Source organism: Brytella acorum, assembly GCF_029309905.1.
GTDB classification, from domain to species: Bacteria; Pseudomonadota; Alphaproteobacteria; order Acetobacterales; family Acetobacteraceae; genus Brytella; species Brytella acorum.
This window is the reverse complement of sequence record NZ_JARBJP010000011.1, coordinates 26,571-52,852: the sequence shown is the minus strand read 5'-3', so window position 1 is coordinate 52,852 and position 26,282 is coordinate 26,571. Positions and strand designations below refer to the sequence as shown.

29 protein-coding genes and 2 tRNA genes are annotated in these 26,282 nt (G+C 62.1%); 10 read left to right on the top strand and 21 right to left on the bottom strand.

Annotated features, from left to right (window positions below; all coding sequences use genetic code 11):
• Positions 1-29 precede the first annotated feature (29 nt).
• The 3 genes from PWM43_RS13460 to PWM43_RS13450 are packed head-to-tail and all read right to left on the bottom strand — an operon-like array spanning position 30 to position 2,175.
• On the bottom strand, positions 30-995 hold the full coding sequence (locus PWM43_RS13460; protein ID WP_289843034.1) for an NAD-dependent epimerase/dehydratase family protein: 966 nt from the start codon (positions 993-995) through the stop codon (positions 30-32).
• A complete protein-coding gene (locus PWM43_RS13455) occupies positions 992-1,525 on the bottom strand; it encodes a DUF192 domain-containing protein (RefSeq protein WP_289843033.1) in 534 nt (177 codons plus the stop codon). Before PWM43_RS13455 ends, PWM43_RS13460 begins: the two co-directional genes overlap by 4 nt.
• An 8-nt stretch (positions 1,526-1,533) precedes the next feature.
• Positions 1,534-2,175, bottom strand: coding sequence for an MBL fold metallo-hydrolase (locus tag PWM43_RS13450; protein ID WP_289843032.1), 642 nt, complete (start codon positions 2,173-2,175; stop codon positions 1,534-1,536).
• A 275-nt stretch (positions 2,176-2,450) separates the two neighbouring features.
• Between PWM43_RS13450 and PWM43_RS13445 the strand changes: the two genes are divergently transcribed.
• Positions 2,451-2,801 (top strand): RidA family protein, encoded by a 351-nt coding sequence (locus tag PWM43_RS13445; RefSeq protein WP_289843031.1) that lies wholly within the window; start codon positions 2,451-2,453, stop codon positions 2,799-2,801.
• Between the two features lie 149 nt (positions 2,802-2,950).
• On the top strand, positions 2,951-3,709 hold the full coding sequence (locus PWM43_RS13440; RefSeq protein WP_289843030.1) for a CHAP domain-containing protein: 759 nt from the start codon (positions 2,951-2,953) through the stop codon (positions 3,707-3,709).
• A gap of 29 nt (positions 3,710-3,738) precedes the next feature.
• Here PWM43_RS13440 and PWM43_RS13435 read toward each other — a convergent pair whose 3' ends face one another.
• The 13 genes from PWM43_RS13435 to rfaD form a co-directional block, all read right to left on the bottom strand.
• A complete protein-coding gene (locus PWM43_RS13435) occupies positions 3,739-4,194 on the bottom strand; it encodes a 23S rRNA (pseudouridine(1915)-N(3))-methyltransferase RlmH (RefSeq protein ID WP_289843029.1) in 456 nt (151 codons plus the stop codon).
• 21 nt (positions 4,195-4,215) lie between these two features.
• A complete protein-coding gene (gene rsfS / locus PWM43_RS13430) occupies positions 4,216-4,677 on the bottom strand; it encodes a ribosome silencing factor (protein ID WP_289843040.1) in 462 nt (153 codons plus the stop codon).
• 109 nt (positions 4,678-4,786) lie between these two features.
• Positions 4,787-5,401 carry a nicotinate-nucleotide adenylyltransferase gene (locus PWM43_RS13425; RefSeq protein ID WP_289843028.1) on the bottom strand — a complete coding sequence of 205 codons (615 nt, stop codon included), beginning with the start codon at positions 5,399-5,401 and terminating at the stop codon, positions 4,787-4,789.
• Complete coding sequence (locus PWM43_RS13420) at positions 5,401-6,657, bottom strand: glutamate-5-semialdehyde dehydrogenase (RefSeq protein ID WP_289843027.1); 1,257 nt, start codon at positions 6,655-6,657, stop codon at positions 5,401-5,403. Before PWM43_RS13420 ends, PWM43_RS13425 begins: the two co-directional genes overlap by 1 nt.
• Before the next feature lie 124 nt (positions 6,658-6,781).
• Positions 6,782-7,876 carry a redox-regulated ATPase YchF gene (ychF, locus tag PWM43_RS13415; protein ID WP_289843026.1) on the bottom strand — a complete coding sequence of 365 codons (1,095 nt, stop codon included), beginning with the start codon at positions 7,874-7,876 and terminating at the stop codon, positions 6,782-6,784.
• Entirely contained in the window at positions 7,876-8,454 is a 579-nt protein-coding gene (pth, locus tag PWM43_RS13410) for an aminoacyl-tRNA hydrolase (protein ID WP_289843039.1), read from the bottom strand. The genes ychF and pth overlap by 1 nt, the downstream gene beginning before the upstream one ends.
• Positions 8,455-8,475: 21 nt before the next feature.
• A complete protein-coding gene (locus PWM43_RS13405) occupies positions 8,476-9,132 on the bottom strand; it encodes a 50S ribosomal protein L25/general stress protein Ctc (protein WP_289843025.1) in 657 nt (218 codons plus the stop codon).
• A gap of 114 nt (positions 9,133-9,246) precedes the next feature.
• Complete coding sequence (locus tag PWM43_RS13400) at positions 9,247-9,843, bottom strand: histidine phosphatase family protein (RefSeq protein ID WP_289843024.1); 597 nt, start codon at positions 9,841-9,843, stop codon at positions 9,247-9,249.
• 25 nt (positions 9,844-9,868) lie between these two features.
• Positions 9,869-10,801 (bottom strand): ribose-phosphate pyrophosphokinase, encoded by a 933-nt coding sequence (locus PWM43_RS13395; RefSeq protein ID WP_289843023.1) that lies wholly within the window; start codon positions 10,799-10,801, stop codon positions 9,869-9,871.
• Between the two features lie 145 nt (positions 10,802-10,946).
• Entirely contained in the window at positions 10,947-11,888 is a 942-nt protein-coding gene (locus PWM43_RS13390) for a hypothetical protein (RefSeq protein WP_289843022.1), read from the bottom strand.
• On the bottom strand, positions 11,885-12,736 hold the full coding sequence (pgeF, locus tag PWM43_RS13385) for a peptidoglycan editing factor PgeF (RefSeq protein ID WP_289843021.1): 852 nt from the start codon (positions 12,734-12,736) through the stop codon (positions 11,885-11,887). Before pgeF ends, PWM43_RS13390 begins: the two co-directional genes overlap by 4 nt.
• Complete coding sequence (lgt, locus tag PWM43_RS13380; protein ID WP_289843020.1) at positions 12,729-13,553, bottom strand: prolipoprotein diacylglyceryl transferase; 825 nt, start codon at positions 13,551-13,553, stop codon at positions 12,729-12,731. Before lgt ends, pgeF begins: the two co-directional genes overlap by 8 nt.
• A gap of 24 nt (positions 13,554-13,577) precedes the next feature.
• Positions 13,578-14,558: an ADP-glyceromanno-heptose 6-epimerase gene (gene rfaD, locus PWM43_RS13375; RefSeq protein WP_289843038.1), complete on the bottom strand. Its 981-nt coding sequence runs from the start codon at positions 14,556-14,558 to the stop codon at positions 13,578-13,580.
• Positions 14,559-14,752: 194 nt separating this feature from the next.
• Here rfaD and PWM43_RS13370 point away from each other — a divergent pair, with 194 nt between their 5' ends.
• The 5 genes from PWM43_RS13370 (at position 14,753) to PWM43_RS13350 (ending at position 17,488) form a co-directional block, all read left to right on the top strand.
• The gene (locus PWM43_RS13370; RefSeq protein ID WP_289843019.1) at positions 14,753-15,073 is read left to right on the top strand and encodes an accessory factor UbiK family protein; all 321 of its coding nucleotides are present in this window, start codon (positions 14,753-14,755) and stop codon (positions 15,071-15,073) included.
• 217 nt (positions 15,074-15,290) lie between these two features.
• A complete protein-coding gene (locus PWM43_RS13365; protein ID WP_289843018.1) occupies positions 15,291-15,788 on the top strand; it encodes a type III secretion system chaperone family protein in 498 nt (165 codons plus the stop codon).
• Positions 15,785-16,609, top strand: coding sequence for a pyrroline-5-carboxylate reductase (gene proC, locus PWM43_RS13360; RefSeq protein WP_289843017.1), 825 nt, complete (start codon positions 15,785-15,787; stop codon positions 16,607-16,609). The genes PWM43_RS13365 and proC overlap by 4 nt, the downstream gene beginning before the upstream one ends.
• Before the next feature lie 33 nt (positions 16,610-16,642).
• Positions 16,643-17,317 (top strand): TetR family transcriptional regulator, encoded by a 675-nt coding sequence (locus PWM43_RS13355; protein ID WP_289843016.1) that lies wholly within the window; start codon positions 16,643-16,645, stop codon positions 17,315-17,317.
• A 96-nt stretch (positions 17,318-17,413) separates the two neighbouring features.
• Positions 17,414-17,488, top strand: a tRNA-Gln gene (locus tag PWM43_RS13350).
• 80 nt (positions 17,489-17,568) lie between these two features.
• Here PWM43_RS13350 and PWM43_RS13345 read toward each other — a convergent pair.
• The 3 genes from PWM43_RS13345 to polA all read right to left on the bottom strand — a co-directional run bounded on the left by PWM43_RS13345 (position 17,569) and on the right by polA (position 21,642).
• On the bottom strand, positions 17,569-17,985 hold the full coding sequence (locus PWM43_RS13345) for a hypothetical protein (RefSeq protein ID WP_289843015.1): 417 nt from the start codon (positions 17,983-17,985) through the stop codon (positions 17,569-17,571).
• A 182-nt stretch (positions 17,986-18,167) separates the two neighbouring features.
• Positions 18,168-18,782, bottom strand: a complete 615-nt coding sequence (locus PWM43_RS13340; protein ID WP_289843014.1) for an SCO family protein — start codon at positions 18,780-18,782, stop codon at positions 18,168-18,170.
• A 76-nt stretch (positions 18,783-18,858) separates the two neighbouring features.
• Positions 18,859-21,642: a DNA polymerase I gene (gene polA, locus PWM43_RS13335; RefSeq protein WP_289843013.1), complete on the bottom strand. Its 2,784-nt coding sequence runs from the start codon at positions 21,640-21,642 to the stop codon at positions 18,859-18,861.
• A gap of 174 nt (positions 21,643-21,816) precedes the next feature.
• On the opposite strand from polA, the gene PWM43_RS13330 reads away from it, so the two are divergent.
• Positions 21,817-22,830, top strand: coding sequence for an alpha/beta fold hydrolase (locus tag PWM43_RS13330; protein ID WP_289843012.1), 1,014 nt, complete (start codon positions 21,817-21,819; stop codon positions 22,828-22,830).
• Positions 22,831-22,909: 79 nt separating this feature from the next.
• Positions 22,910-22,986 (top strand) — tRNA-Arg (locus PWM43_RS13325).
• 1,229 nt (positions 22,987-24,215) lie between these two features.
• Here the strand turns inward: PWM43_RS13325 and PWM43_RS13320 are convergent.
• Positions 24,216-24,782, bottom strand: coding sequence for a hydrolase (locus tag PWM43_RS13320; protein ID WP_289843011.1), 567 nt, complete (start codon positions 24,780-24,782; stop codon positions 24,216-24,218).
• Between the two features lie 107 nt (positions 24,783-24,889).
• On the opposite strand from PWM43_RS13320, the gene PWM43_RS13315 reads away from it, so the two are divergent.
• Positions 24,890-25,528 carry a TetR/AcrR family transcriptional regulator gene (locus PWM43_RS13315; RefSeq protein WP_289843010.1) on the top strand — a complete coding sequence of 213 codons (639 nt, stop codon included), beginning with the start codon at positions 24,890-24,892 and terminating at the stop codon, positions 25,526-25,528.
• A gap of 159 nt (positions 25,529-25,687) precedes the next feature.
• Here the strand turns inward: PWM43_RS13315 and PWM43_RS13310 are convergent, their stop codons facing one another.
• Positions 25,688-26,230 (bottom strand): LysR substrate-binding domain-containing protein, encoded by a 543-nt coding sequence (locus PWM43_RS13310; RefSeq protein WP_289843009.1) that lies wholly within the window; start codon positions 26,228-26,230, stop codon positions 25,688-25,690.
• Positions 26,231-26,282 lie beyond the last annotated feature (52 nt).

Here is a 26,282-nt window from a genome sequence, read left to right as displayed (position 1 = left end):
AAATCCCTAAAACACCTAATCAGCCAACCTCAAACACCCTCATATCCCAAAAACCAAACCACGAATCGATCAATACCAGCCTCCAAAGAGATTCGCGGCTTCCAGCCCGTCAGCGTCTCAATCGCTTCTATGGACGCCCAGGTGGCCTCGACATCCGATAGAGGACGTTCTTTTTCCACGATCATCGCTTCACGACCGAGTTTTTCCTCAAGAAGGGAAACCAGCCGACGCACAGGCGCAGGATGATCCCCACCCAGATTGAGAAGACGCGTCCCGCTCGCTGGCGCATGCGTCACCACGCCGACCACCCCTCTGACGATATCGTCGATATATGTGAAATCCCGCGCCAGTCCCGCGCCGGCGTAAAGCGTCAGCGGCTGCCCCGTCATGATGGCCCGAGCAAAAGCATAATAAGCCATGTCCGGCCGCCCCCACGGACCATAAGCCGTAAAGAAGCGCAGCCCGGTCTGCGGCAAACCATAGAGATGGGCATAGGCACGCGCCGTCAGCTCGTTGGCTCGCTTGGTGACCGCGTAGAGCGATCCGGGGGAATCGACCTCATCATCCTCGCGGAAAGGCAGGCTCGTGTTCAGACCATAAACGGAAGATGACGACGCATAGACGATATGTTCGAGAGATTTGAGCTGCCGAACCGCTTCGAGCAGCGTGACATGTCCCATGACATTCGCATTGACGTAGGCATACGGGTCAATGAGCGACTGACGCACCCCCGCCTGCGCTGCCAGATGAACGACATGCGTGATGTCAGGATGACGTGACACCAACTCGGCCATAACCGTTCGATCGCTGATGTCGCCTTCCACGAAGGTGCAGCCTGCCCGTCCCTCCAGCCGAGAAAGCCGCGCCCTCTTCAGCGCCGGGTCGTAATAGCTGTTGAGATTGTCGATCCCAATGACCGCACAACGCTCGTTGAGAAAAAATTCCGCGACATAGGAGCCGATAAACCCCGCGATACCTGTAACCAATATCTTCATTCTGATGAACGTATCCCGCCTGTCATCGCCGGAGACGAAACAGCGTCACCAACTTCTATCCCCAGCTTCTCGGTCGTCCCGCCAGCCAGTTCGATTGTCGCGGCAGCCGGACCCCGCCCACTTATGTGCGCCTCGCTTAAGGGAACCGCATTTTCGGCGATCGCCTGAATGCGATGATCCGCGCCGACAAAAAGAATATCGAGGGGAACGAGCGTATGACGCATCCACATTTCCGCTTCGAACGGCCGAGGCCACAGGAAAAGCATGCCACCATCCGGTGGGATGGAGGTGCGGAACATCTCCCCCACCTCCAATTCCCGCGCACGCCGCGCAACCTCAACGGAAAACTGTGATCTCCGACCGTCACGCAAGGTAATGACGAGAGGAGCCTTGGGCAATTCCGGTTGCGCTTCCGTAACCTCCGAAGCCATGGTCGCGCCATCCTCCGCGAAAGCCGACGCCCCCACCAGCCACGCCCCGATTACCAATACCCCGACAAGCAGCCGATACGTTCCCTGACGCTTTCGCATGACGACTTTCACTGAAAAAAAGGATTGCTGCGACGTTCCTCTCCGATCGTCGTGGGCAAGCCATGCCCCGGAACCACCGTTACATCGTCCGGCAAGGTCAGCAGTTTTTCACGAATGGCCGCAATGAGCCCCTCATGATCACCATAAGCGAAATCCGTGCGACCGATGACGCCACGGAACAGCGTGTCGCCAACAATCGCCAGTTTCTCAGGCCGCATGATAAACACGACATGACCGGGCGTATGGCCCGGCACATGCGCCACTTTGATCGTCCGGTTCAGCAGGTTGAGGACCTCCCCATCGTTCAGCATGCGATCCGGATGGGCATTGCGCATGCCGGTCAGGCCAAAAGCCGCCGCCTGCTGTTCAATGGAGGTCAGCAGGAAGCGATCGCGCTCGTCAGGCCCCAGCATCCGGACGGGTCTGCCCTGACGCGCGGAGAGAAGATCACGCAGGGCATCGGCACCGCCCGCGTGATCCAGATGGCCATGCGTCAGAAGAATGGCCTCGACCTCGAAATCTTTCAGAGTCTCCGCCAGCGCCTCGGCGTCGCCGCCCGGATCGATCACAACGGCCCGCTTTGTCTCTGGATCCTCGATCAGCGTGCAGTTCTGTTGCAATGGCGTGACCTGAACGGTTCTGACCCGCATCGCCGATTTCTCCCCGCTGGAGCCTCGTCCGTTTATATTGGTTCACGGGCTGGGCTCTCAATTCTCTGTTTTGACGAGCATCTTTATCCGATCGGCCGATTCGGTTTGGGCGGATAAAGATTCTCCTGGCTTGCCCCGCGCACCAAAGCGGGCGGACCAATGACCCTCGGGCGATACCGCGCGGCAATAGACCGCGCAACCATGCCGGTTGACCACCTCGCGACCGCGGCACACACTCAGCACGCTTTATCAATACGTTTCATAAGGAAACTTTCATGAGTCGCATCATTCGCACGGAACCCGGCCCGATCCTCTCGAAAGTCGTCGAATATCATGGGTTCATCTTCACCATGGGCGTCGTCGCCCGTGACCTCAATGTCGATATCAAGGCCCAGACCACGGATATTCTGGCGCAGCTGGACGCCTTGTTGGAATTGCACGGCACCGACAAGACCCGCCTTCTCCAGACCCAGATCTGGGTGAAGGATATCAACGATCGCGCCGCCCTCAACGAGATCTGGAGCGCCTGGCTTCCCGAAGGGCTGGCCCCCGCCCGCGCCTGCGTGCAGGCCCTGATGGCCGATCCGCGCGTTCTGGTCGAGATCATGGTCGTCGCCACGAAATAACGCGTCACTGCACGATGCGCACACCGTCGTGTCGTGCAGGCCACAATAAAAATGCGAATCGCCCTGCGTCTACGGCTTGTCAGGGTTGCAAAAACCCTGTTACGTGCCTCTTACAGCCTCTTCACCAAACGCAGGAATTTGTTACCGTCATGCAGAGAAGTCGCCTGAAACTTTACCGTGGCCCTGTATTTGCTTCTCTGACGTTTCTTTCTGCTCTGATCGGATTTGGCCTCTCCTCGTCTGACGCCTCGGCCAGGACGCATCACGTCAACCCGCATCAAAGACATGCCAGCGGTCACCACAGCAATGTGCATCATGCCCGCTACGTCCGTCGTCATGGCAGCGGCCATGTGATCCAGTGCGTGGCGTTTGCAAAAACTGCATCTGACGTCGTGCTGCGTGGGAACGCCGCTGACTGGTGGTACAATGCCCGCGGCGTTTATGCTCGTGGTCAGGCTCCCGAGGCAGGATCAGTTCTCAATTTCCGTGCCATTCGCCGCATGCCGTTCGGACATGTCGCCGTCGTACGGGAAGTCGAGAACAGCCGCACGATCATTATCGACCAGTCTCACTGGGGCCAGCGCGGGATCTCGCACAACACCCGCGTCATCGACGTTTCTCCCAATAATGACTGGTCCGCCGTCCGCGTGGCACTCAACGGCCGCACCCGGGACTACGGCAGCATTTATCCGACCTACGGCTTTATTTACGCGCGCGCCGATAATGGCGTGATGGTTGCGAACAACAACATCGACCGACCGAGCAAGACGGAAGTCGATTCTCGCGCTGTCGCCGCCGCCTGGAGCCATTACGACGCTCTTCGCCACCCTGTTTCGAGCACGGAAGTCGCATCCGCTCCAGCCAGCGCCAGAACGATCGAAGAAACGATCGCGGCCGAAAACCGCTAACACGCGCAAGAACTTCATGTCGTCCCGTTTCAGGGACGTGCAGACCGGTGGTAAGGGTGGCCTGTGCTGATGCACTGGGCCCTGTAAAGTTGTTCGGCGAGCAAGCCCCTCACCAACATATGTGGCCATGTCAGGCGACCTAGCGACAGCGTGGCATCCGCTCGATCGATCACCCGGTTTTCCAGCCCCTCAGCCCCACCGATCAGGAAATGTAACGGCCGCCCCGTGTCGGTCCAACGCTCCAACATGCGGGATAGTTCCCCACTATCGGGTGTGGCTCCGCCTTCATCCAGGGCGATCACCAGCGCGTTCGCCGGACAGCAGGCGAGAAGAGCCGTCGCATCGCGACGACGCACTTCCGCAGCGGAACCTTTGGACTCCGCCAGTTCTGTCAGGTCCAGTCGCGGACGTATGCGCCCGGCGTAACGTTCGAAAAGATCGCGCTCCGGGCTGGCTTTCATGCGGCCGACCGCGATCAGCCGCATGGACAAACCGGCTCTCCCGCCTCAGAGAGTCGTAATCGACTCTTCCGAACCATCATCGAGATCCTCGCCCCACATCCGCTCCAGGCCGTAGAGCGCCCGAGCTTCGGGCTTGAAGAGATGGATCACGATATCGCCGACATCGATCAGCACCCAGTCGGAACCGTTGGCGCCCTCGATCCGGACACGTTTGATCCCGGCGTCTTCGGCCAGCTTCTGCTCGATATGCTGCGCGATGGCCGCCATCTGACGGTCAACGATCGCCGTTGCGATCACCATGCGATCGGCGAAGCTGGCACGACCGGCGAGATCGAGCACGATCACGTCCTCAGCCTTGTCATCCTCAAGGCTTTTCACGATAACCGCCAGCGCCTTCTCGAGGGCTTCGCGCTCCGCGACCTCGCGTGTCACTGGCTTGCCGGGTCTGGGCCCCGCAACGGAGGCTTTTTTGCGCGGTGTCCCCGCAGCCTTGGCGGCCTCAGCCAGGGCTGGCGATGGCGTGCTGGGTTTGGTGCTCCGACGTTTGGGAGGCGAAGCGGTGGATTCTGTAGGCGGCTTCCTGGCGATGACTTGAAACTCCGGTTCGGGTTTGCAATCAGGGCGTGCCCGCGGTAATGCCCGAATCGCGCAACGCTGTCGCCGATATACCGTTCTGCGGGGCCGGAAGAAAAGTCCAAGCATCACCTTTATAACGTGACAGGACCGGCGCGCGCCGCGCGGGACGCCGAATATGTCGCATCCACGACGCCGCCCGACTCGCGATCGCGTCCGCATTACTGCCCGGTCTGGGCAAGATCACCAACGGCATGAGCGATGCGATCCTTCTCCAGCGGCGCCACCGCGAAAAATTCGCCAGACTATCGGCGCCCATCAGCCAGACGAACCGAGCGCGAGGAAAACGCAGTTTCAGGCGCCGCAGCGACTCGACCGTATAGCGGGCGCCGAGCCTCATCTCGATATCCGTCGCCACGATGCACCGCCCGTCGGCGATCGCTTCCGCACTGCGCAATCGATCCGCGAAGGACGCCATGCCCTCTCGCGGCTTGAGCGGATTGCCGGGCGTGACCATCAGCCAGACCTGATCCAGCCGCAGATGCATGAGCGCATATCGGGCGAGTTGGAGATGTCCGGCGTGAGCAGGGTTGAACGACCCCCCGAGCAGGCCGATCGCGGAACGACGGTCGTCCCCGTAGGTCGGAATGGAGACCATCAACCGCGCACCTGACCGGTCCCGCGCACTTCATAGCGGAACGTCGTCAACTGCTCGAGGCCCACGGGACCACGCGCATGGAGCTTGCCCGTCGCAATCCCGATCTCGGCCCCGAACCCGAACTCCCCGCCGTCACAGAACTGCGTCGAGGCGTTCCACATCACCACGGCACTGTCGGTCCCGTTGAGAAAGGCCGTCGCCGCCGTCTCGTCCTCGGTGATGATCGCCTCGGTATGATGGCTGCCATAATGCGCTATGTGGGCGAGCGCCGCTTCCACGCCGTCCACGACGGCGATCGAGAGTTTGGAATCCAGCCACTCCGTCGCGAAATCGGCTTGTGTGGCGGCATCGAGGCTCGCAACGATGTCGCGCGCGCGCTCATCGGCCACGAAGCGACAGCCCAGACCCTTCAGGTCTTCCACCAGAACCGGCAGGAAGGAAGGCGCGATCGCCGCGTCGATCAGCAGCGTCTCCGTCGCTCCACAAATTCCCGTCCGGCGCATTTTCGCATCCGCCAGCACGCGACGCGCCATCTCAGGATCAGCGCCCGCATGAATATAGGTGTGGCAAAGCCCTTCGGCATGGGCCAGCACCGGCACCCGCGCCTCACGCTGGACGCGTTCGACCAGCGATTTGCCCCCACGCGGTATGATGAGGTCGATCCGACCGGCGGCGCCCAGCATGGCGGAAACATGCGCCCGATCCGAATCGGGCACGACCTGGACACAGGCGGCTGGCAACCCCGCCGCTTCCAGCCCCGTCACGATCGCGCGGTGAATCGCCCGGGCCGAATGCAGGCTATCGGAACCGCCCCGCAGAATGACCGCATTGCCTGACTTGATGCACAATCCCGCGGCATCCGCGCCGACATTCGGACGGCTCTCATAGATCATGCCGATCACGCCGATAGACACTGCCACGCGACGCAGGAGCAGGCCGTTGGGGCGCGTCCATTCCGAAAGGATCTTTCCCAGAGGCTCCGGCAGCGCCGCAACGTCTTCCAGACCCTTGGCCATGGCCTCGACACGCGCTGGCGTCAGGGTCAGACGGTCCAGAAACGCGTCCGACACCGTCGCGGCCGCGACGTCGAGCCTGTTGGCCGCGAGAATAGCCTGGGACGCCGCACGGATGGCCGCCGCCGCCGCACGCAACGCGTCATCACGCTGCGCTGGCGGGGACACAGCCAGACGGCGCGCGGCCGCGCGTGCCGCGTCCGTTAGGCCGTCCATGACCCTGGTCGCTGATATCTCATCCATCCCTCTGACCTCCGGCAACCAGACATAACGCATGTTCGGAAGCGCGTCAGATCAAGAAACGGACGAATCTTTCCGATGGTCTTTCAGAAGGCTCCGGACTCGAAGACGATGCCCGGGGACCACGTCAGACGTTAAAGCGGAACTGGAGCACGTCACCATCCTGAACGACGTATTCCTTACCCTCGATCCTGAGCTTGCCGACCTCCTTCGCTCCCACTTCACCGCCGCAGGCGACATAGTCGTTGTAAGCGACGGTCTCGCAGGCAATGAACCCGCGTTCGAAGTCGTTGTGGATCACCGCCGCCGCCTGCGGCGCCTTGGTCCCCGCCGTAATCGTCCAGGCGCGCGTCTCCTTGGGACCAACGGTAAAGTAGGTCTGAAGCCCCAGCAGCCTGTATCCGGCGGCGATGACACGATCGAGGCCCGAATCGTGAAGCCCGAGCCCTTCGAGAAATTCCGCCCGGTCTTCCTGCGGGAGCTGGCTGACTTCGGCCTCGATGGCCGCCGAAACGATGACAGCGGCCGCGCCCTGGGATGCCGCCAGTGCCTTCACGGCGTCCGAATGACGGTTGCCCGTCGCCGCGGCACTTTCCTCGACATTGCAGACATACAGGACAGGCTTGCTGGTCATGAGCTGGAGACGACGCACGGTCTCCTCCTCACCGGCGGGAACGGCCGTGCGCGCGGGCTTGCCGTCGCGCAGCGCCGCCAGGAGAGGCCCGATCACCGCAAGCTGGGCCGCGGCCTCGCGATCATTGCCGCGCGCGCGCTTCTGCAACGCCGGCTCTCTCTTCTCAAGACTGTCGAGATCGGCCAGCATCAACTCGGTTTCAATGATTTCCGCGTCGCGAACGGGATCGACGCCGCCCTCGACATGCGTGACATCATCATCCTCGAAGCAGCGCAGCACATGGATGATCGCATCGACCTCACGGATGTTGGCCAGAAACTGGTTGCCCAACCCCTCGCCGCGCGACGCACCACGCACCAGCCCCGCGATATCCACGAATTCGAGGCTGGTCGGCAGGATCTTCTGCGACTTGCCGATCTCGGCAAGCTTCTGAAGCCGCGCATCCGGAACGGCCACGCGCCCCACATTCGGCTCGATCGTGCAGAACGGATAATTGGCGGCCTGCGCTGCGGCAGTTTCCGTCAATGCATTGAAAAGCGTCGACTTGCCGACATTGGGCAGTCCGACAATGCCACAATTGAAGCCCATCAGCGCTTCTCCCCGCAAAGCATAGCTATTTTCGTCATGAACGCTTCCGGCTCTCCACGTGCCAGCAACGGAGCGGCATCCGCCACGGCGTCGAGAAACGCTTCGAGTTCATTCTGTTCGACCTTGGCAAAATCGCCCAGCACATGGCCGGTTACACGCTCCTTCGCGCCCGGATGCCCGATCCCGAGACGCACACGCTGGTATCCGGGATCAGCCAGACACCGGTCCATGGACCGCAGACCGTTATGTCCCGCCGCACCGCCACCCCGTTTGACACGCAGCCTGCCAAACGCAAGGTCCAGCTCGTCGTGGAAGGCGGTAATATCGACAACCGGGATTTTGAAGAAATGAGCGGCTTTCTGGACGCTTTCGCCAGATAAATTCATGTAGGTCATGGGCTTGAGCAACAGAATCCTGTGCCCGCCGATCTCACCGTCCGAGGTTTCCCCCCGGAAACGCGCACGCCACGGCGAAAAGCCGTGGCGCTCGGCGATCCTGTCGACCGCCATGAAACCGATATTATGGCGCTGACGCCGCATACCGGGTTCGGGATTTCCCAACCCGGTCCAAAGCAACATCCCCGCCATGAATGATCGATCTTACTTCTTCTTCGCACCCGGCTTGGCGGCGGCGGCGGCCAGAGCCGCGGCGGCCTTGGCTTCTTCCTCGGCGACCATCTCGGCATCGACCGTCGGCGGCGCGATCGTGGCGATCACGAAGTTCGGCAGCTGCAGCATCGGCGTGACGTTCTCGGTGCCTTCGAGATCATCCCAGCGCACGTTGTCATGAATGTCGAGCTTGCTGAGATCAACCGTGAAGCTGGTCGGGATGTGATCGACATCCGCGAGAACTTCCACGGAATGACGCACGAGATTCAGAACGCCGCCGCGCTTGATGCCCGGAGCGACGTCTTCGCCCGTCACATGAACGGCAACGGTCACGTGCACCTTCTCGCCCGGCGCGAGACGCTGGAAGTCGATATGGATCGGCTGGTCGGAGACGGGGTGAAGCTGCACTTCACGCATCAGGGCGCGGACGGGCGTGCCGTCGATCGGCAGTTCATACAGACGCGAACGCCAGCCACCACGGATCATTTCCTTCATGATCACGCGCGGATCGATCTGGATCAGCGATGCTTCCTGCTTGGCGCCATACACCACACCCGGCACAAGACCGGCACGTCTCGTTGCGCGCGCTGCCCCCTTACCAGCCTTCGCGCGCTTCGAGACTTCGAGAGTCGTCAGATTCGTAGCCACTTAAAAATTCCTCTTCATGCTGCGCGCAGGCCTCCAGGGGTGCCCACGCGAGGGGGCGCCATACCTGAAAAGCGCAGCAACCGCAACCGAATCGGCCTTCAAAAGGCCCCCGGCTCAGTTCGCGTAGGCTTTCAGAGACCATCCCTCGCCTTCCGGCGACACATAGAGCGGCACGGCATTGGCCAGGCGGACGTTGATCGGCAAGCCCATCGCGGCGCGCAGCGCGCGAAAAAGAGCGCCATGCGCCACGATCAGAGGTAGCCCCTCGGGCCCCGCATGTTCCAGAGCGCGGGTGACGGCGCGCGCCGCGCGTTCCGTCAGACCGGCAAAGGTTTCGCAGCCTTCCGGAAGATATTCGCCTTCGATCCAGGGATCATACCAATCCCCCATCGGCTCGCCTTCCATGACCCCGAAACAGACTTCTTCCAGCTCGGGATCGACGCTCAGCGGCAGTTCGACGCCGCTCGCATCGCGGATCGCGGCCTGAGCGGCCCGGGCCGTGTTCAGGGCCCGCTCCAGAGGAGAGGCCACGATGCAGGTCATCGGACGCACACCGTCGCGCCAGTGACGCGCCAGCCGCTCGCCCGCCGCGATCGCCTGCTCACGCCCGGTCGCATTCAGGGGCACGTCGGTTCGCCCCTGCGACAGTCCCTGTGCATTCCAGTCCGTCTCACCGTGACGCAGATACCAATAGGGGCGGCGCAGCAGCATATCCCGTTCCTTCGTCAAAACATATTCAGTCGAAAAGCGACGAGACCGAACTCTCATCAGCCACGGCACTCATGGCACGCGCCAGCAGGTTGGCCGTGCTGATCTGGCGGATATTGGCGGCCTGGTCCATGCCGGGACGGGCCGGAATGCTGTCGGTCAGCGTCAGCATTTTCAGGGGCGACGCCGCCACGCGCTCGACCGCCGATCCGGTCAGGACGCCGTGGGTCACATAGGCTTCGACGCCTGTGGCCCCGTGCTTCATGAGGGCCTCGGCGGCATTGCAGAGCGATCCGCCGCTATCGACGATGTCATCGACGAGGATGCAGTAACGTCCCGCCACGTCACCGATCACGTTCATGACCTCGGACACGCCCGCGCGCTCACGGCGCTTGTCGATGATCGCCAGATCGGTGTTCAGGCGCTGGGCCAGCTGGCGCGCGCGCACCACACCACCGACATCGGGCGAGACGATCATCAGGTTCTCCCCGGCATGACGCTCGGCGATGTCACGCTTGAACAATGGCGCGGCGTAGAGATTGTCGACGGGGATGTCGAAGAAGCCCTGAATCTGCATGGCATGAAGATCCATGGTCAGGATACGGTTCGCACCGGCTTCGACGAGAAGATTGGCCACGAGTTTCGCGCTGATCGGCGTGCGCGGGCCGGATTTCCGGTCCTGGCGCGCGTAACCGAAATAAGGCATGACCGCCGTGACGCGACGCGCCGATCCGCGACGCAGCGCGTCCAGCATGATCAGCAGTTCCATGAGATTGTCATTGGTCGGCGAGCAGGTGCTCTGGATCACGAAAACATCCTCGCCGCGGACGTTCTCGCAGATTTCGACGAAGACCTCGGCATCCGCGAAGCGGCGCACGGAAACCTTGCACAGAGGGAGTCGCAACTCATGCGCGACGGCCCGGGCAAGTGGCGGATTGCTGTTACAGGCGACAATCTTCATGCGGCGTGGGCTCCGATGCGGCGCGACCCGGCATGATACCGTTGCAGGATCGCGCGAACCCGCGCCTTCTAGCAACCCCGCTCGCCCGAGTCATCCCGCCCGTATGACAGAAATGCGTCCGGAGCAAGGACTCAACCAGCCTGGATCAACCAGCCTTCCCGGCCGACGCCACCTTTTTGTCATCCGGCAGTGGCTTATGATTGCGGCCCGAATAGTTCGAAATGATCTGCCGGACGCCTCCCGCCGCCTCCTCCGCCGCGATGGCAGCGACATCGCCCCAGCTTTTGTCGAGCGAATGAGCATCGATGTCATGCGGCTGGATCGCCGCCCCGGCCTCGCTGCCATCGGCGGCGATGGTGTGCCAGATCAGTTCGATATGCTCCTGCGGATGCCCGCTCGTACCGGCGGGGCCGGGCGTCACATTCACTTCGCAATGGACCGTGTAGTCGGCGTCTTTGCGCGACGGCACAAGCTTGTCACGCGCATCCGGAAACGACGTCACGAATGCCTGCGCCAGCGCCTTGTCGCCATCTCCCGGCGCCCCGGTGACGCCATCGAAATAAACCCGCGCCGGACGCCGCATCAGACTGTTGGGATCGGCCTGCATCATGGCCGCCTGAATCCCGGTCAGCATGGCCGCGGCCCGTGGCCCTTCCATGAGCGCCGCCTGATGAATGGCCTGCGGATCTCCCGCCGACCAGGCGGCGGCGGGAGTCGGAGCGCCATCCTCATGCCCGCGCTCCGCTCCGCTCGGCGTGACGATCGCATAATGCGGAATCACGTGATCGCCAGCCAGCGAAGCCGTCATCCTCAACACCCAGTCTCCCGGCTTGGGCTCCTGGGCCATGGCCGGAACCGTCTGCTCGACCAGAGACGCGGCCATCTCCCGGGCCCAGAGGGCGGCCGCCTGATTGCTCAGCAGGGATTCGGCGGGAACCGGAACGACCAGCCGCGGAGGCGGCGTCCTCTGGGCGAGACTCCGGGCCGTATTCCCCGGATCGGAAAACGGATGCGGCATGCTCAGGCAACCCGCCAGTGGCAGTGCGAGGAAAACAGCCGCGAACCGCGCCGCGTGACGAAATTTCATGCCCTGTCCCTGTCCGGCGCCCTGTCTGGCACCCTGTTATCCGGCGTCCTGTTATCCGGCGTCCTGGCCCGGATCGCCGAGATCTGATGTCCGATCGCACCGCCGCCGGCCAGCGTGCGGCGGCGATGGCTGTAGAAACGTCTCGGATCGGCCAATGTATCGAGACCGATCGCCTCGATGCGCTTCAGCCCAGCGCGACGCAGACGCGCAAGCGCATAGCCCGGCAGGTCGAACATGAAATGCCGCGGCCGCGCGGCACAGGCGAAAAACCCCTCCCCGCGTGCGTCGAGATCCAGAACCGCCGCGCGCATGTCCGCGCCCACCTCATAGCTTTGCGGCGCTATGCAGGGCCCGACCACAGCCCGGATCTCAGCGGCCCCGAGCGCCCGCATGGCCTCGACCGTCGCCTCCAGCACACCGCCGGCCGCCCCGCGCCACCCCGCATGGGCCGCGCCCACGACGCGCCCGTCGAGGCTTGCGAACAGCACCGGCGCGCAATCCGCCGTAATCACACCCAACGCCACGTCAGGATCGTCGCTCACCAGCGCATCTCCCGCCGGGCCGCGACCCGTGCGCCAATGCGCAAACCCACGCGGGACCGTCTTCACATCGGCCGAATGCACCTGCGTCAGCCCCAGAAGATCCGCGGACTCCACGCCCAGGAACGCCGACACCCGCCCACGATTGACGGCGACGTTGCGAGGGTCATCCTTCGATGACATCGAGCAGTTCAGCGTGTCGTACGGCGCGGGCGACACACCGCCCCGACGGGTGAAGAACCCGTGCCTTACACCAGCCAGTCCATCGGCCTGCAACACCCAGCCGCGCGGCCTGTCATTTTCAGACATGCACCGCGCTCCGCCGCGGATGGCGCACGGCGTAGGCCATGAGCAGGAGTCCGGCAATCGCCATGGGGATGCTCAACACCTGCCCCATCGTCACGCCGAAGGGCAGGAAACCGATGAAGGCATCCGGCTGGCGGAAAAACTCGCAGAAACAGCGCATGACCGCGTAGCCGAACAGGAACAGCCCCGCGAGGAAGCCGAAGCGCTCCCGGACCCAGGGACGACTGGCCGCGACCAGCATGATGGTCAGAAGCAGCGCGCCTTCGGTCAGCGCCTCGTAAAGCTGCGACGGATGGCGGGGCACGTCGCCGCCGGTCGGAAAGACCATCGCCCAGGGCAGGTTCGGCGAGGCGGGACGTCCCCAGAGCTCGCCATTGATGAAGTTCGCGCAGCGCCCCAGTCCGAGGCCGAGCGGCACGATGGTGGTGATGCGATCCGAGAAGGCCAGAAAACTGATCCGGTTCCTGCGCGCGAACAGCATCAGCGCGACGATCACGCCCAGAGCGCCGCCATGGAACGACATGCCACCGTTCCACACCTGCAGGATGTAGAGCGGATGGGAAAGGTAGAACCCCGGCTGATAGAACAGGATATAGCCGAGCCGCCCGCCCAGCACGACGCCCAGCACGGCCCAGGAGGCGAAATCGTCCACCTGTTCATGCGTCGCCACCAGCGGCGAAAGCGCGCAGAGACGCCGCGCCAGCATCCAGCCGATGAGCAGGGAGGCGATATAGGCCAGCGCATACCAGCGAATACCGAACGATCCGATATGGATGGCGATCGGATCGATCTGCGGAAAGGACATCACAGCGAGTTTCATGACGGACAGCCTGGTCGTTTGATGTCAGAGATAGGGGTCGGGCGTGGCGAGATGATCGCGCACATAGCGCGTGATCCCCTCTTCGAGCGACGTGAAGGGACGATCGTAGCCAGCCGCGCGCAGACGGGTCAGATCGGCGCAGGTATAGGACTGATACTGCCCCCGGAGCGCTTCCGGCATGTCCACGAACGCGATATCGCGCGGCTGTCCGGCCGCATCGCACACCGCATGGGCGAGGTCGACGTAACTCCGGGCAACGCCCGTGCCGCAATTATAGATGCCGCTCACCTCGGGATGGTCATACAGCCAGAGCAGCACATCGACCACATCGCCCACCCAGATGAAGTCGCGCTTCTGCTCGCCATCCGCGATATCGGACCGGTCGGAACGGAACAGTCGCGCGGCCGCGCCGCGCGCCACCTCGTCGTATTTGACCTTCACGACCGAGATCATGCCGCCTTTATGGTATTCGTTCGGCCCGTAGACATTGAAAAATTTCAGCCCGGCCCATTGCGGCGGCATCGCCTCACCGGCCGCCTGCGCCGCCAGCATCTTCCGGTCGAAAACCTGCTTGGACCAGCCATAGAGATTGAGAGGCGCCAGCGCCTCGATGGCGTCGGGTGCGTCGGTGAACTGTTCGGGCCGGTCCGCCGCGCCATAAGTGGCCGCCGAGGAGGCGTAGATGAATCGGGTGCCGTTTTGCGCGCACCAGCCACGCAGTCGATCGGACAGCGCGACATTCGTCGACCAGACCAGATCGCCGTCCCGCGCCGTCGTCGCGCTGATCGCCCCGAGGTGGAACACGGCGCTCACATCCCGCGCGCTTTCAAGGAACACCGGCAACTCGTCGGGAGAAACGAGCACGTCCGGCGCGTGATGACGGAGATTGCGCCATTTCGAACCGTCGCGCAGACGATCGACGATGACGGTGCGTTCGCCGCGCGCCTTGAGCGCCGCGTGCAGACATGAGCCGATGAAGCCGGCGCCGCCGGTAACGATGATCATGCCGCCTGTATACGCCGCCCCGGCAAGGACCGACAACTCGCACCGGTGACTGGCCGACAACTTACCGGCCGCAGACACGTTAGCCCCCTGTCGGGAGCCTCCTTCAGGGCTGGACCCGAAGGAACGTTCGTGCGAATGACTGCGCCACCCGGCATGCAGTTTTCCGCGCGGGTGCTAACAGGGAGATCACGCGCATGTCCGAACGGCCTCGCTTTTTCGATGACCTCGCCGGAGTGGCCGGAGGCGCTTTTTCGGCGCTGAACGGTCTGCGTGAGGAAATCCACTCCGTCGTCCGCAGCCGGATCGACGAAGTGCTCGCCTCCCTCGACCTCGTCCGCCGCGAAGAACTCGACGTGGTCCGCGACATGGCCGCGACCGCCCGCGTCGCCCAGGAAGCCGCCGAGGCCCGTCTCTCGACCCTGGAACATCGCATCCACGCACTCGAAGCCCACCGCGCCTCGGAACATGACGGCGAAAAGGGTCATGATCAGCACAGATCGGGCGATCACGCATAAATCATTCCACGATGGACCCGTCTCAGGCTGCTCATTTTTTTGCCGGAATGACCGGCTCCGCGCGCCGATCCTTTCAGGCATGGGTTGCGGAGCTTGAGTCCCGCCCCTAACGTGAGATTCATGCCGCTGTCCGCAGTGTGCATGCATTTGAAGCCATCAGGAGCGCCACCCGGCCTTCAGGTGCCGGAGTTCGCCTCCACGGCCCAGGGAGTTCGACATGCCCGCCGTTTCCCTCTCCTCGCGCGACAGCAATCCGCTCGATCTCATGGAACAGATCGTCAATGGCCATGAATGGGCCTTCGACAGGCGAAACGATGCGGAAATGGCCGCAGAAGCACCTGGAAAATGGTGCGATTACGGCCTGTATTTCGCCTGGTCCCGTGAAATCTCGGCCATGCAGTTCACCTGCACTTTCGATCTTAAATGTCCACCCGAGCGCCGTCGCGCCCTTTACGAACTGATCGCGCGGGCCAATGAGCGTCTCTGGATCGGGCATTTCAGCCTGGACCTGGATTTTGGAACGCCCGTATTCCGGCAATCCGTTCTTTTGCGGGGCGGCACCACGCTCGCCGCCGAAAGCATGGAAGACATGATCGACATCGCCCTGACGGAATGCGAGCGCTTCTACCCGGCTTTCCAGTTCGTTCTATGGGGCGGGAAGCCGCCGTCGGAAGCCCTGGAGGCCGCCATGCTCGACTGTCACGGCGAAGCATGACCCATGCCGTCAATCTCCCGCCGCCCGCCCTCCTGCTGGTCGGGTGCGGCAATATGGGGGGCGCGCTGTGGGACGGATGGCGCGAGTGCGACGCCATAGCGCCGTCCGTCGTGCTGGATCGTCACCGTGCGTCCGTGCCGACACCACATCATCTGGCGCGCACGCCGCAGGATATTCCGCCGGATTTCAGGCCGGATTTCGTGGTGCTGGCGGTCAAACCGGCCAAAGCCGAAGACGCCATCGCCTTGATCTCGTCATGCCTCGACGGGACCACGCTGCTTTCGGTCATGGCGGGACGCAGCTGCGCCTCGCTGCGTGAAGCGGCGGCCCGTCATGGCGCGACCGTGTCCGTTGTCCGGGCCATGCCGAACACGCCCGCCTCCATAGGTCAGGGCGTGACGGGAATCTTTGCCGACCACGACGTCAGTCCGACGCGACGCGAACAGGCCCTGTCCCTGCTCCGGGCCGTGGGCGGCGTGGCGCCGGTCACGCACGAACGGCAGCTCGACCTTGTGACCGCCATTTCCGGCAGCGGGCCCGCCTATGTGTTTCTGCTCGCCGAGCTTCTCGAAAAAGCGGGAATCGATCGCGGCCTACCCCCTGAAACAGCGCGCCTCCTGGCGCGCGGGACGGTGTCGGGCGCGGGCGCGCTACTGGCGGCGTCATCAGCCGAAAGCCATGTGCTGCGCGAGAACGTGACCAGTCCGAACGGCACCACCGCCCGGGCCCTCTCGTGCCTGATGGCACCAAACGCGTGGCCAGCCTCGATTGATGAGGCCATCACCGCCGCCGCGGAACGCGCGGCCGAACTCGCACGTTAATCCCAGATCCCGTTTTTCTACCGGAGCCCGACCGTGTCTCATTCCTTCCCGTCCGACACCGCTGACGCTCCCGATCTGGAGACGTTCGACGCCACCTTCATCGAGACCGCCATGCGCATGGCCGCGTCTGACGGGTGGGCACGCCTGTCTCTGGTCGATGTGGCGCTCGAGGTCGGCGCGCCGGTCGACGCCGTGAGATCGCGCTTTCCCTTCAAGTACACGATCCTGCTGCGGATCGGTCAGATGGCCGACGAATCGGCGATGCGGGACGATGGCATGGGTGCGACGCTGCGCGAGCGGCTTTTCGACCTGCTGATGCGCAGACTCGACGTTTTCCAGCAATATCGCGAGGGACTGCGCGCCGCGCTCCATGCCTTGCCCTACGATCCGGCACTGGCGGCACTCCTGGGCGCCACGACGCTCGACACCATGCGCTGGATCGCGGACCTCGCGGGTATCGACCTGTCGGGCTTTGGCGGCGCTCTGCGCGTTCAGGCTGTGACGGGTATCTGGACATACACGTTGCGCGCCTGGGAACAGGATGACAGCCCGGATCTCGCCACGACGATGGCGACCCTGGACAAAGCTCTCGACCGGGCGGAACGGTTCGGAATGCTCAAGCCATCCACCACCCGCCTGACCGGCGAAAACGACCATGGCAGCCTGCCCGATTTCTCACAGGATCACGCCGCAGACATCGTTCTCTGATACGAAATCAGACCGGAGACGACACAAGAATATTTCCCGTCACGAGAGAGGTGCTTTACGCCGCCGCCACACGTGATTAAAAGCCTGTGCAAGCCTTGGGGCGTAGCCAAGCGGTAAGGCAGCGGATTTTGATTCCGCCATGCGGAGGTTCGAATCCTCCCGCCCCAGCCAGAGCTTTCTTCAGATCTCTCCTTTGCCTATGGCAGCTGGCGAACCCGTCGGGCCACAAGCCCGACGTTGCCATCCGGATATCAGGCCATATCCGACATGTAGGACGCGGCGTTCTCGCTATATATGAACGGTGCACGGAAAATGATGTCGGTGGGTTTGTGCGCCTGCAGGATACGCATGACCTGCTCGTGGCTCAACGGGCCTTCTCCCGTTACCCGCAGCACCGCGCGGCCGTTCCGAATCGTATCGGCATAAACCATGTGAAGACGGTCGCGATCCGCGCAGCCACCCTCGCGATCAAGGATCAGCCAGGTCCAGAGGCTGGGCGGTCGATGCATTTCATTGGCCGCCGTGCAGGCTTCCTCGGCGCTCTGCCCGTCCTTCTGCGCGAAGAGCCGGACGTCGGTTGACGGCACGTCGTTGACGATCAGATCGTCCGCCGCAGCCTGGGCATGACGCGCCGTATCAAACGTAATCATAATGGTCTCGGTGAACATGACACTGGTCCTGTCCGGGACACTTTCTGGCGTCGTCGCCCTGCCCGATCGAACGGCGGCGTCTGCCCAGGTTCGACGAGCCGGGCATGCAACTAACGTGGGTAATGCCCTGACGTTTTCCAGAGCTTCCGTATCACATTTATGTTATTTATAACTCTTTAAAAGTTATAAATAACATAACCTCAGTTCTTCCGGGCCAGTGCCTGCAAACGTGCTGCCAGATCTTCGCCACTGATCGTCGCATCAACAGTACCCGCGTAATGCCCGGTCGGATCCATGATGACGATCTGCGGCGCCGGGCGATGATAGGCAGTACCATCCGGCGCCTTGATGACGTCCACCGGCGCATGAAATTCGTGCGCCACTCTCTCCACGATGACGGGAGCCGCCGTCATCGGCATGACTTCATGGCCGATCGGAAGCACGTAATCCTGAAGCTGCTCCGCCTGATCCCTGAAAGGATCGAGCGTCACCGCCAGAGGCGAAACGGCGATGTGAGCCTTGGCCAGCAACGATGTGGCATCGCTCATGGCCTTGATCGTCGGGCCACAGACCGTCCTGGGGCAATGCGTGTCGAAGAACCACATGAGCACCCAGCTACCCTTGAAATCCCCTTCCGTCACGCTGCCGTTACCCAGAGCCGTCAGGCGATAGGTACCGCCGATTTCGTTGCCCTGACTCTCCAGCGGCATGCCGTAACGCGAGGCCGCCCTGAAGGCGGTCCAGCCCAGCGCCAGCGCCAGCACCATCGCCACGCCAAGAATGCGGCGGGGGTTCCAGATTTTACCAAGGCTCATAACTGCTCTTTCGCCCCATGTGGTTCTTTAATAACCGCTCGTCCGATCGTGGTCCGTTTCCGGCCTCCAGGACCGGTCAGTGCGCCTGCGCCCAGTTCAGACCGATCCCGGTCTCGACCACCAGCGGCACGCTGATGACGGCGGCCTGTTCCATCTCACGTCTGGCCAGCTCCGCCAATGCCTGGGCATCGGGCTCGCGGACCTCGAACAGCAGTTCGTCATGAACCTGCAGAAGAAGTAGCGCTTCAAGCCCGGAACGGGGCAGTTCGCGCGACAGGCGCACCATCGCGCGCTTGATGATATCGGCCGCCCCTCCCTGCAACGGCGCGTTGATCGCCTGCCGCTCGGCATACCCACGCCGTGCGCCGTTTTTCTCCCGAATGCCGGGCACGTAGCAGCGCCGTCCGAATGGCGTGGTGACGTAGCCATTCGCGCGCGCTTCGTCCCGCGTGCGGTCCATGTAATCGCGGATGCCGGGATAGCGGGCGAAATACGCGTCGATATAGCGCCGGGCTTCGCCCACCGGGATGCCGAGCTGGCGGGAAAGGCCGAAAGCCGAAATGCCGTAGATGATGCCGAAATTGATCGCCTTGGCCCGACGACGCGTCAGCGGATCCATGCCCTCGAGCGGAATCCCGAACACTTCCGAAGCCGTGCGCGCGTGGATGTCCTGACCCAGCTCGAAAGCCTCGCGAAGCGGCGCGATATCCGCGACGTCGGCCAGAAGACGCAGCTCGATCTGCGAGTAATCCGCTGAAACGAGCACATTGCCCTTTTCCGCGATGAAGGCGCGACGGATACGGCCGCCTTCTTCGGTCCGAACCGGGATGTTCTGGAGGTTCGGCTCGTTCGAGGACAGGCGGCCGGTGGTCGTGATCGCCATCTGGAAGGATGTGTGCACGCGGCCGGTTCCGGCATCCATCTGCCCGATCAGGGCATCGGCATAGGTCGATTTCAGCTTCGCCAGTTGCCGCCATTCGAGAATGCGCACCGGCAGTTGATGGCCCGCATCCGCCAGATCCTGCAATACGGAAGAATCCGTCCCCCAGGCGCCGGCCTTGGTGCGTTTGCCGCCCGGCAGACCCATCTCGTCAAAAAGGATTTCTCCAAGCTGCTTGGGAGAGCCGAGGTTGAAGTCCCGCCCGACCAGCGCATGAACATCTTTCTCCATCTCCTCCATGCGCCGCGCGAAATCCGCCGACAGCCGGTGCAGCTCCGGCCCATCGACCTTGATGCCCTTCTGCTCCATGGCCGCCAGAACCTTGATCAACGGCCGTTCGAGGTCTTCATAGACCGCGACCGACTGCCGCTCGCGCAGCGTGTGCTTCAACACCTCCCACAGGCGCAGCGTCACATCGGCGTCCTCGGCCGCATAATCGGTGGCCCGCTCGACAGGCACCTGCGCGAACGGGATACGATTGCGCCCGGTGCCCGTGACGGAATCATAGGAAATGGGCTGGTGGCCGAGATGAAGCACCGACAATTCATCCATGCCATGCCCATGCTCGCCAGCCGACTGGGCATAGGACAGCAGCATCGTATCGTCGATCGGGGTGACATCCGCGATCCCGGCGCGCGCCAGCACGAGAAGATCGTATTTCGCATTCTGGAAGATCTTGAGAACACACGGATCGACCAGCAACGGCTCAAGGCGCTTCAACACCTCATCGACAGCAAGCTGCTGGCCCGTCGGATGCTCCAGAGACCCTTCGTGACGCAGCGGCACATAGGCTGCATGCCCCGGGGCCGTCGCCAGAGAAATGCCGACGAGATTGGCGTTCAATGCGTCCAGGCTATCCGTTTCGGTATCGAGGGCGAAGCGTCCGGCGGCGTGGGCTTCCGCGATCCACTGATCCAGCCGATCGAGCGAGGTGACGGCTTCATAAGGACCGAAGCCGGGGCTCTCCGCCTCCGCATTCGCGGACAGCTCCGATGCGTTGGAAACCGGAGCCGCGCCGCGCGAAGGCGTGCGTGGCGTCGCGGCAAGGCCGATCCCCATGCGTTGAATGACCGAGAAGAAGCCCATCTTCTCCAGCCAGTCCCGCAGGGCCTCACGCTCCGGGTCGTGACAGGCCAGAGCATCGATCGGCATCGGCAATGGAATATCGCATGCCAGCGTCACGAGACGCCGGGACACGCGTGCATCCTCGGCGTGGTTGACAAGCGCTTCCTGACGTTTCGATTTCTTCATGCCCGGCGCGGCCGCGAGAATGGCGTCCAGATCGCCGTATTCGCTGACCAGTTGCGCCGCGCCTTTCGGGCCAATCCCTGGAACGCCCGGAACATTATCCGTCGAATCGCCCATCAGCGCCTGAACGTCGATCACCCGATCGGGCGGCACGCCGAACTTCGCGATCACTTCGGCTTCGCGGATCGGCTTCTGTTTGATCGGGTCAAGCAGTTCGACCCGCGGGCCGACCAACTGCATCAGATCCTTGTCCGACGAAACGATCGTGCAGCGACCGCCGTCGCGCGTAACGGCCTCGGCATAGGACGCGATCAGGTCGTCCGCCTCCCATCCCGGCAATTCGATCCCGGGTACGCCAAAAGCCGCCGTCGCATCACGGATCAGCGCGAATTGCGGAATCAGATCTTCCGGCGCTGGAGGCCGATGCGCCTTGTACTGAGGATAAATCTCGTTGCGGAACGTGATGCGTCCCGCATCGAAAATCACGGCCAGGTGCGTCCCGACATGATCGCGCAACAGGCGCGTCAGCATGTTCGTGAACCCGAACACCGCGTTGACGGGAACGCCATCGGGGCTCGCCATTGGCGGCAGGGCATGAAAAGCGCGAAAAATAAAACCCGATCCGTCGATCAGAACCAGATGCCGGGCGTCCTGCTTTGAAGCCTCGTTCATCGGGCAAGCTCCGTACGAAACATCGTTCGAACATGAAAACAGGACGTCAGAAAGGGCAAGGAACACTCCGATACCGGCAATATGGACGCTGAAGGCGCGCTTGGCCGCGTGCGACAGAACCCACGAACAGGTTCACGACTTGGCCGATCGCGCCACGCGACGGATACTGGACATATGATAGGCCGACTCAACCGCGTTTCAAAACGCCTCCTGCGGAATCTCCCGTTCGTGGCATGCTGTTTCATCACGGCCTGCGCCTCACCGCCCCGTCATGTGCCTCGTCCCCACGGCGACGAAGCCGCTCTCATACCGCCATCGCTTCATTTCACGGCTTCGGACGGCGCCCGCATCCCGGTCAGGATCTGGCCATCGCAAGGTCAGCCACGCGCCGTCATTCTGGCCCTGCATGGCTATGGAGACAGCCGGGACGCATGGGAGTGGCCCGCCCCGATCCTGGCCGGAGCGGGTCTGGCCGTCTATGCGCCCGACCAGCGCGGTTTTGGCGAGGCCCCGCAGCGCGGATGGTGGAGCAGCACGGAACGGATGATCGCGGACGCGCGGGAAGAGGCCGCGTGGCTGCATCATATGTGGCCGGATCTGCCGCTCTATATCATGGGCGAGAGCATGGGCGGCGCCGTCGCCCTGCGCCTCGACGAAACACCGAACCCGACACCCGTCGCGGGCACGATCCTCGTCTCCCCCGCCATCTGGCGCTTAGACCCGGCTTCACGGGCCTTTCTGGCCACGCTCGATTTTCTCGCACCCGCATGGACGCTCGATGGAAGCGCCCTGCCCGTCCATGTCGTGCCGAGCGACAATCCAGCCGCTCTGCGACGTCTTTATTTCGACCCCCTGACCCTTCATGCGTCGAAACTCCATGCCGTCCGGGGGCTGGTCGATCTCATGGCCACCGCGCGCAGAGAGGTCTCACACGCACGCACACCGCTCCTGGTGCTGTACGGCGACAACGATCAGCTCGTGCCCGCCGGTCCGATGGACAGTTTCTGGCGCGCACTGCCTTCGACCGCCCGGCGCGACATGATCCCGGCCGGGCATCATCTTCTCCTGCGCGACCGCCGTGGCGGTCGGGCGACGCAGGACATCGTCAGCTGGATTCTCAAACCCGAACGCTGGCTGCCATCCGGCGGAGATATCGCCGCCAGTGCGTGGATGGCTTCGTCGCATTAGATCATGCAAAGCACGCCCCGCAGAATCATCGGCCATGGGGACTGGCGTCCCCCCGAAGGATTGGCTATGAGGAGCGCGTGGACCCGTAGCTCAGCTGGATAGAGCGTCGCCCTCCGAAGGCGAAGGTCGAAGGTTCGAATCCTTTCGGGTCCGCCAACGGTCTATTTCCCCGCAATTTTCCGCCAAGGTTTGTGCATCCTCGACAGGGTTGGACAATCCGGTCATCCGCGCCGTGGCGTTTCGGGCCAGGTTCCGCTGATCGACTGCTCCTGTATACCGATCCACTTCGACCAGTGTCTGTGTCGGATGATCGCCACAATATGGTGTCTCATGCATCCGGTCCCGGCGAGTCTACGGGTGGCGACGTTGCGCGGGCCGTGGGGACGGCATCCACGGGGCAAGCCTGCGGGCTTCCGATACCCCCCTCGTTTCCATCCCCTTTTTCCTATGACCGCGTGCTGGTGAACGCGTGCGCAGGTTGAAGCGATCCGGGCGATGTCACCATGGTAAGCCGCCTGTTTCGACCATAACTTCGCGAACCACGTCGCCAACTGTCAGAAGGATCAACGGGTAATCGAAGCGATAGGCCGAGAGCTTGAAGCTCCGATCGACCATTTGTTATTACGTCCACGACGTTGTTTGGCGAAGCGGTCGCAGGTGAGTGCGCTGACGAGGATATTTTTAACGGCAGACATTCCAATCCTCGCGTTATCTCGGAGGTCGCTGCTGAATCTTTAGTTGAACGGGGCGTAAATGTGTCGTTGGCACGACTGTCGCAAATCCACGATACGCACCGTCAAGGCTTGGTAACCTTTGTGATTGACCTTGCCCATCAGACCGGGCGATCTGTGTATATTGAAAAAAAGTGTAAAACGTTGGTCCGCCTGCTCACGTCTCCGATACAGTTCATCTGTTCCGCCTCGCGCTCGAAAAGCAGGTCGCGGGTGCCCGCTATCATGCAAGCGTAGAAGAAGGCGTTTCTGTAAGAGCCATTGCAGAAGCCATCGGACAACGGTTCAATCTGCCCGTTGTCGCTTTATCCGAGAACGATGCCTCCGCACATTTCGGATGACTTAACGGGTGCGTGTCTAAAGATATGATCGCATCAAGCGAAAAGACAAAAGCGCGTCCGAACCGGCAACCGACGGGACCGAAACCGCTTGCTGACATTTTGACCTGCGATCGTGGAGCAGCTTGAGGCATTACCTTACAGTAATGCCTATCAATAACAGACTGCCTTCCGCTTTTTTATTCAAGCAATCTGACGCTCACGGTTTCCCACGTTCCTGGACGTCATGTATCAACACTCCAGGCTGGTAATGGCGTCTTAATTTCGCGGTCTGGCTCGCCCAAGGCCCGCAGACGCCATGCCGAACGCAATGCGATCACGCATCCAGCGTGATCGCATCGCTCGTGACCACGCGGCCAAGACGAGGGAAAATTTCCTCGCAGGCAAAGCGCTGCATCTCCTGCGAAAAAGTGGACATGAGATCCTCCACAAGCACGACATTGTATCCATGCTCATGTGCCGCACGAGCGGTAGATTCCACCCCCAGATTGGTCGCGATTCCACCGAGTACAACGGTTGTGATCCCACGTCGCCGCAGTTGAAGGTCGAGATCCGTGCCGTAAAAGGCTCCCCACTGTCGCTTTGTGACCAGCAGGTCATTCGGCTCGGCGAGACCGTCAACCAGTTCGGTCCAGTCTGGCGCGAAACCGCCCGGTGGCGAAAAGGAGCGATCGACAGCCGTATTCACGGCATCAGCAAAATCGGCGGCAAATGCGACGTTCACCAGAATGACGGGCGAGCCGGCAGCCCGGAAACGTGCTGCAAGTTTTTTCGACTGTTCGACAACGTCTTCTCCAGAAATCGGAGCGAGAGGAAGCCCCGTTATTCCCTTCTGAAGATCAATCAGGACAAGAGCTGTCTGGCGAATTGGAAGTGAGATCATGATAAGACCTTCCCTATGGATGTTCGGATCTCTGCCCCAGGCGTTGTCCGGGATATACGGAACTTTCAGAACTTGAGAGTACACTCAAGCAGGAGTATTATTTGAGGATGAGCTCAAATTCTTCAAGGGTAAAACGGACACCTCTCGAACCTTTGCGGGCAACTGGACGTCAGCGCGTGGAGGAACTGCTGGCAGCTGCGTCCGATCTTATGGCCGAGCGAGGATATGAAGCGACAACCATGGCGGAGATCGCCGTGCGTGCCGGAGCGAAGATCGGTTCGCTCTATCGTTTCTTTCCGAACAAGGAAGCCGTGGCGGATGCGCTTGTGCAGCGGCATATAGCCATTCTGGAAGACGAGTACGCCGCACTCGCCCGACGCGCAGCCACCCTTTCGCCTGATGCGCTGGCGGACGTGCTGATCGAGTTGCTTGTCACGCTCCATCCCCGCGTAAAGTCACTCTCCGCTCTGATGGAGGCACGGACAGACAAAATGGAAATCCGTGACCGTGCACGAAGACATGCGGTAACCGGAATAGCCGCGGCATTACGTGTTTGCGCACCGGGGCTGGATGATATTCTGGCGGCAGACATCGCCACCGTCGTTCTCAACATCATGAAAATTTTTAGAAGCATGATCGCAAAGGAAGCGCCCACAACACCAGACGCTCCCGACGAATTACGCCGGATGAACCGACTTTATCTTTCGGACCGGCTCGCGCCTTTCCGACCTTCTCAAGGTACGTAACAGAAGTAGCAAAGCCGTCACTGGTGATCATGAACCATCAATGAGACACTTGCGGAATTAGACGTACGATACGGAAACTCTCATGCATATTCCCGGCTACATCCATGGATTGGAAGCCTTGATATCGCTCTCCAGTATCGAAGCGACAATATCCCGCAGTCACCTGGCAGCAGGATCACGGTCGCTGCGGACAGACCAGACCATCGAAACCGCAGGAAGTCGCAGATCCAGTGGTACAGGCCGCAAAATCAGACCGAAATGTTTCGCATGCTGGTACGCGATACGACCCGGAAGTGTCGCCAGAACAGCGGCGGCTGTGGCGAGGGCGGTCAGGAAGTCTGACGCGGCAAGCACGACGTTAAGTTCCTGACCGATCCGACCCAAAGCGTCAGACAGACATCCCTGAATATCGTCCTTCAACGTCATGAGCATATGCGGCAGCGCAAGATAACGCTCAACCGTGAGCGGGGCGTCCGGATCAATCAGATCGGGATTGAAGCAGCAGGCGAGCGACTGTTCATACAGCCGCACACCACAATGGCGTTCCAGACCAAAATCAAAACATCCGACCGCGATATCCAGCGCGCCGGTGTCCAGCAGCGTATGCACCTCGCCTCGCGGCGAACCGCGTGACAGCAGCCGTACGGCAGGCTCATGGTGCGGCTGCGTGTTGCCGATGGTCAGGTTACGACAGACGCGCATCTTCTGGATCTTGTCCAGCAAAGGCGCGCGCGAGGCGTAGCTTCTCAGCGTG

Coding starts and splice junctions, on each gene's coding strand:
- PWM43_RS13460 (WP_289843034.1), bottom strand. CDS start 995: ATGAAGATATTGGTTACAGGTATCGCGGGGTTTATCGGCTCCTATGTC.
- PWM43_RS13455 (WP_289843033.1), bottom strand. CDS start 1,525: ATGCGAAAGCGTCAGGGAACGTATCGGCTGCTTGTCGGGGTATTGGTA.
- PWM43_RS13450 (WP_289843032.1), bottom strand. CDS start 2,175: ATGCGGGTCAGAACCGTTCAGGTCACGCCATTGCAACAGAACTGCACG.
- PWM43_RS13445 (WP_289843031.1), top strand. CDS start 2,451: ATGAGTCGCATCATTCGCACGGAACCCGGCCCGATCCTCTCGAAAGTC.
- PWM43_RS13440 (WP_289843030.1), top strand. CDS start 2,951: ATGCAGAGAAGTCGCCTGAAACTTTACCGTGGCCCTGTATTTGCTTCT.
- PWM43_RS13435 (WP_289843029.1), bottom strand. CDS start 4,194: ATGCGGCTGATCGCGGTCGGCCGCATGAAAGCCAGCCCGGAGCGCGAT.
- PWM43_RS13425 (WP_289843028.1), bottom strand. CDS start 5,401: ATGGTCTCCATTCCGACCTACGGGGACGACCGTCGTTCCGCGATCGGC.
- PWM43_RS13420 (WP_289843027.1), bottom strand. CDS start 6,657: ATGGATGAGATATCAGCGACCAGGGTCATGGACGGCCTAACGGACGCG.
- ychF (WP_289843026.1), bottom strand. CDS start 7,876: ATGGGCTTCAATTGTGGCATTGTCGGACTGCCCAATGTCGGCAAGTCG.
- pth (WP_289843039.1), bottom strand. CDS start 8,454: ATGTTGCTTTGGACCGGGTTGGGAAATCCCGAACCCGGTATGCGGCGT.
- PWM43_RS13400 (WP_289843024.1), bottom strand. CDS start 9,843: ATGCTGCTGCGCCGCCCCTATTGGTATCTGCGTCACGGTGAGACGGAC.
- PWM43_RS13395 (WP_289843023.1), bottom strand. CDS start 10,801: ATGAAGATTGTCGCCTGTAACAGCAATCCGCCACTTGCCCGGGCCGTC.
- PWM43_RS13390 (WP_289843022.1), bottom strand. CDS start 11,888: ATGAAATTTCGTCACGCGGCGCGGTTCGCGGCTGTTTTCCTCGCACTG.
- pgeF (WP_289843021.1), bottom strand. CDS start 12,736: ATGTCTGAAAATGACAGGCCGCGCGGCTGGGTGTTGCAGGCCGATGGA.
- lgt (WP_289843020.1), bottom strand. CDS start 13,553: ATGAAACTCGCTGTGATGTCCTTTCCGCAGATCGATCCGATCGCCATC.
- rfaD (WP_289843038.1), bottom strand. CDS start 14,558: ATGATCATCGTTACCGGCGGCGCCGGCTTCATCGGCTCATGTCTGCAC.
- PWM43_RS13370 (WP_289843019.1), top strand. CDS start 14,753: ATGTCCGAACGGCCTCGCTTTTTCGATGACCTCGCCGGAGTGGCCGGA.
- PWM43_RS13365 (WP_289843018.1), top strand. CDS start 15,291: ATGCCCGCCGTTTCCCTCTCCTCGCGCGACAGCAATCCGCTCGATCTC.
- proC (WP_289843017.1), top strand. CDS start 15,785: ATGACCCATGCCGTCAATCTCCCGCCGCCCGCCCTCCTGCTGGTCGGG.
- PWM43_RS13345 (WP_289843015.1), bottom strand. CDS start 17,985: ATGTTCACCGAGACCATTATGATTACGTTTGATACGGCGCGTCATGCC.
- PWM43_RS13340 (WP_289843014.1), bottom strand. CDS start 18,782: ATGAGCCTTGGTAAAATCTGGAACCCCCGCCGCATTCTTGGCGTGGCG.
- polA (WP_289843013.1), bottom strand. CDS start 21,642: ATGAACGAGGCTTCAAAGCAGGACGCCCGGCATCTGGTTCTGATCGAC.
- PWM43_RS13330 (WP_289843012.1), top strand. CDS start 21,817: ATGATAGGCCGACTCAACCGCGTTTCAAAACGCCTCCTGCGGAATCTC.
- PWM43_RS13320 (WP_289843011.1), bottom strand. CDS start 24,782: ATGATCTCACTTCCAATTCGCCAGACAGCTCTTGTCCTGATTGATCTT.
- PWM43_RS13315 (WP_289843010.1), top strand. CDS start 24,890: ATGAGCTCAAATTCTTCAAGGGTAAAACGGACACCTCTCGAACCTTTG.
- PWM43_RS13310 (WP_289843009.1), bottom strand. CDS start 26,230: ATGCGCGTCTGTCGTAACCTGACCATCGGCAACACGCAGCCGCACCAT.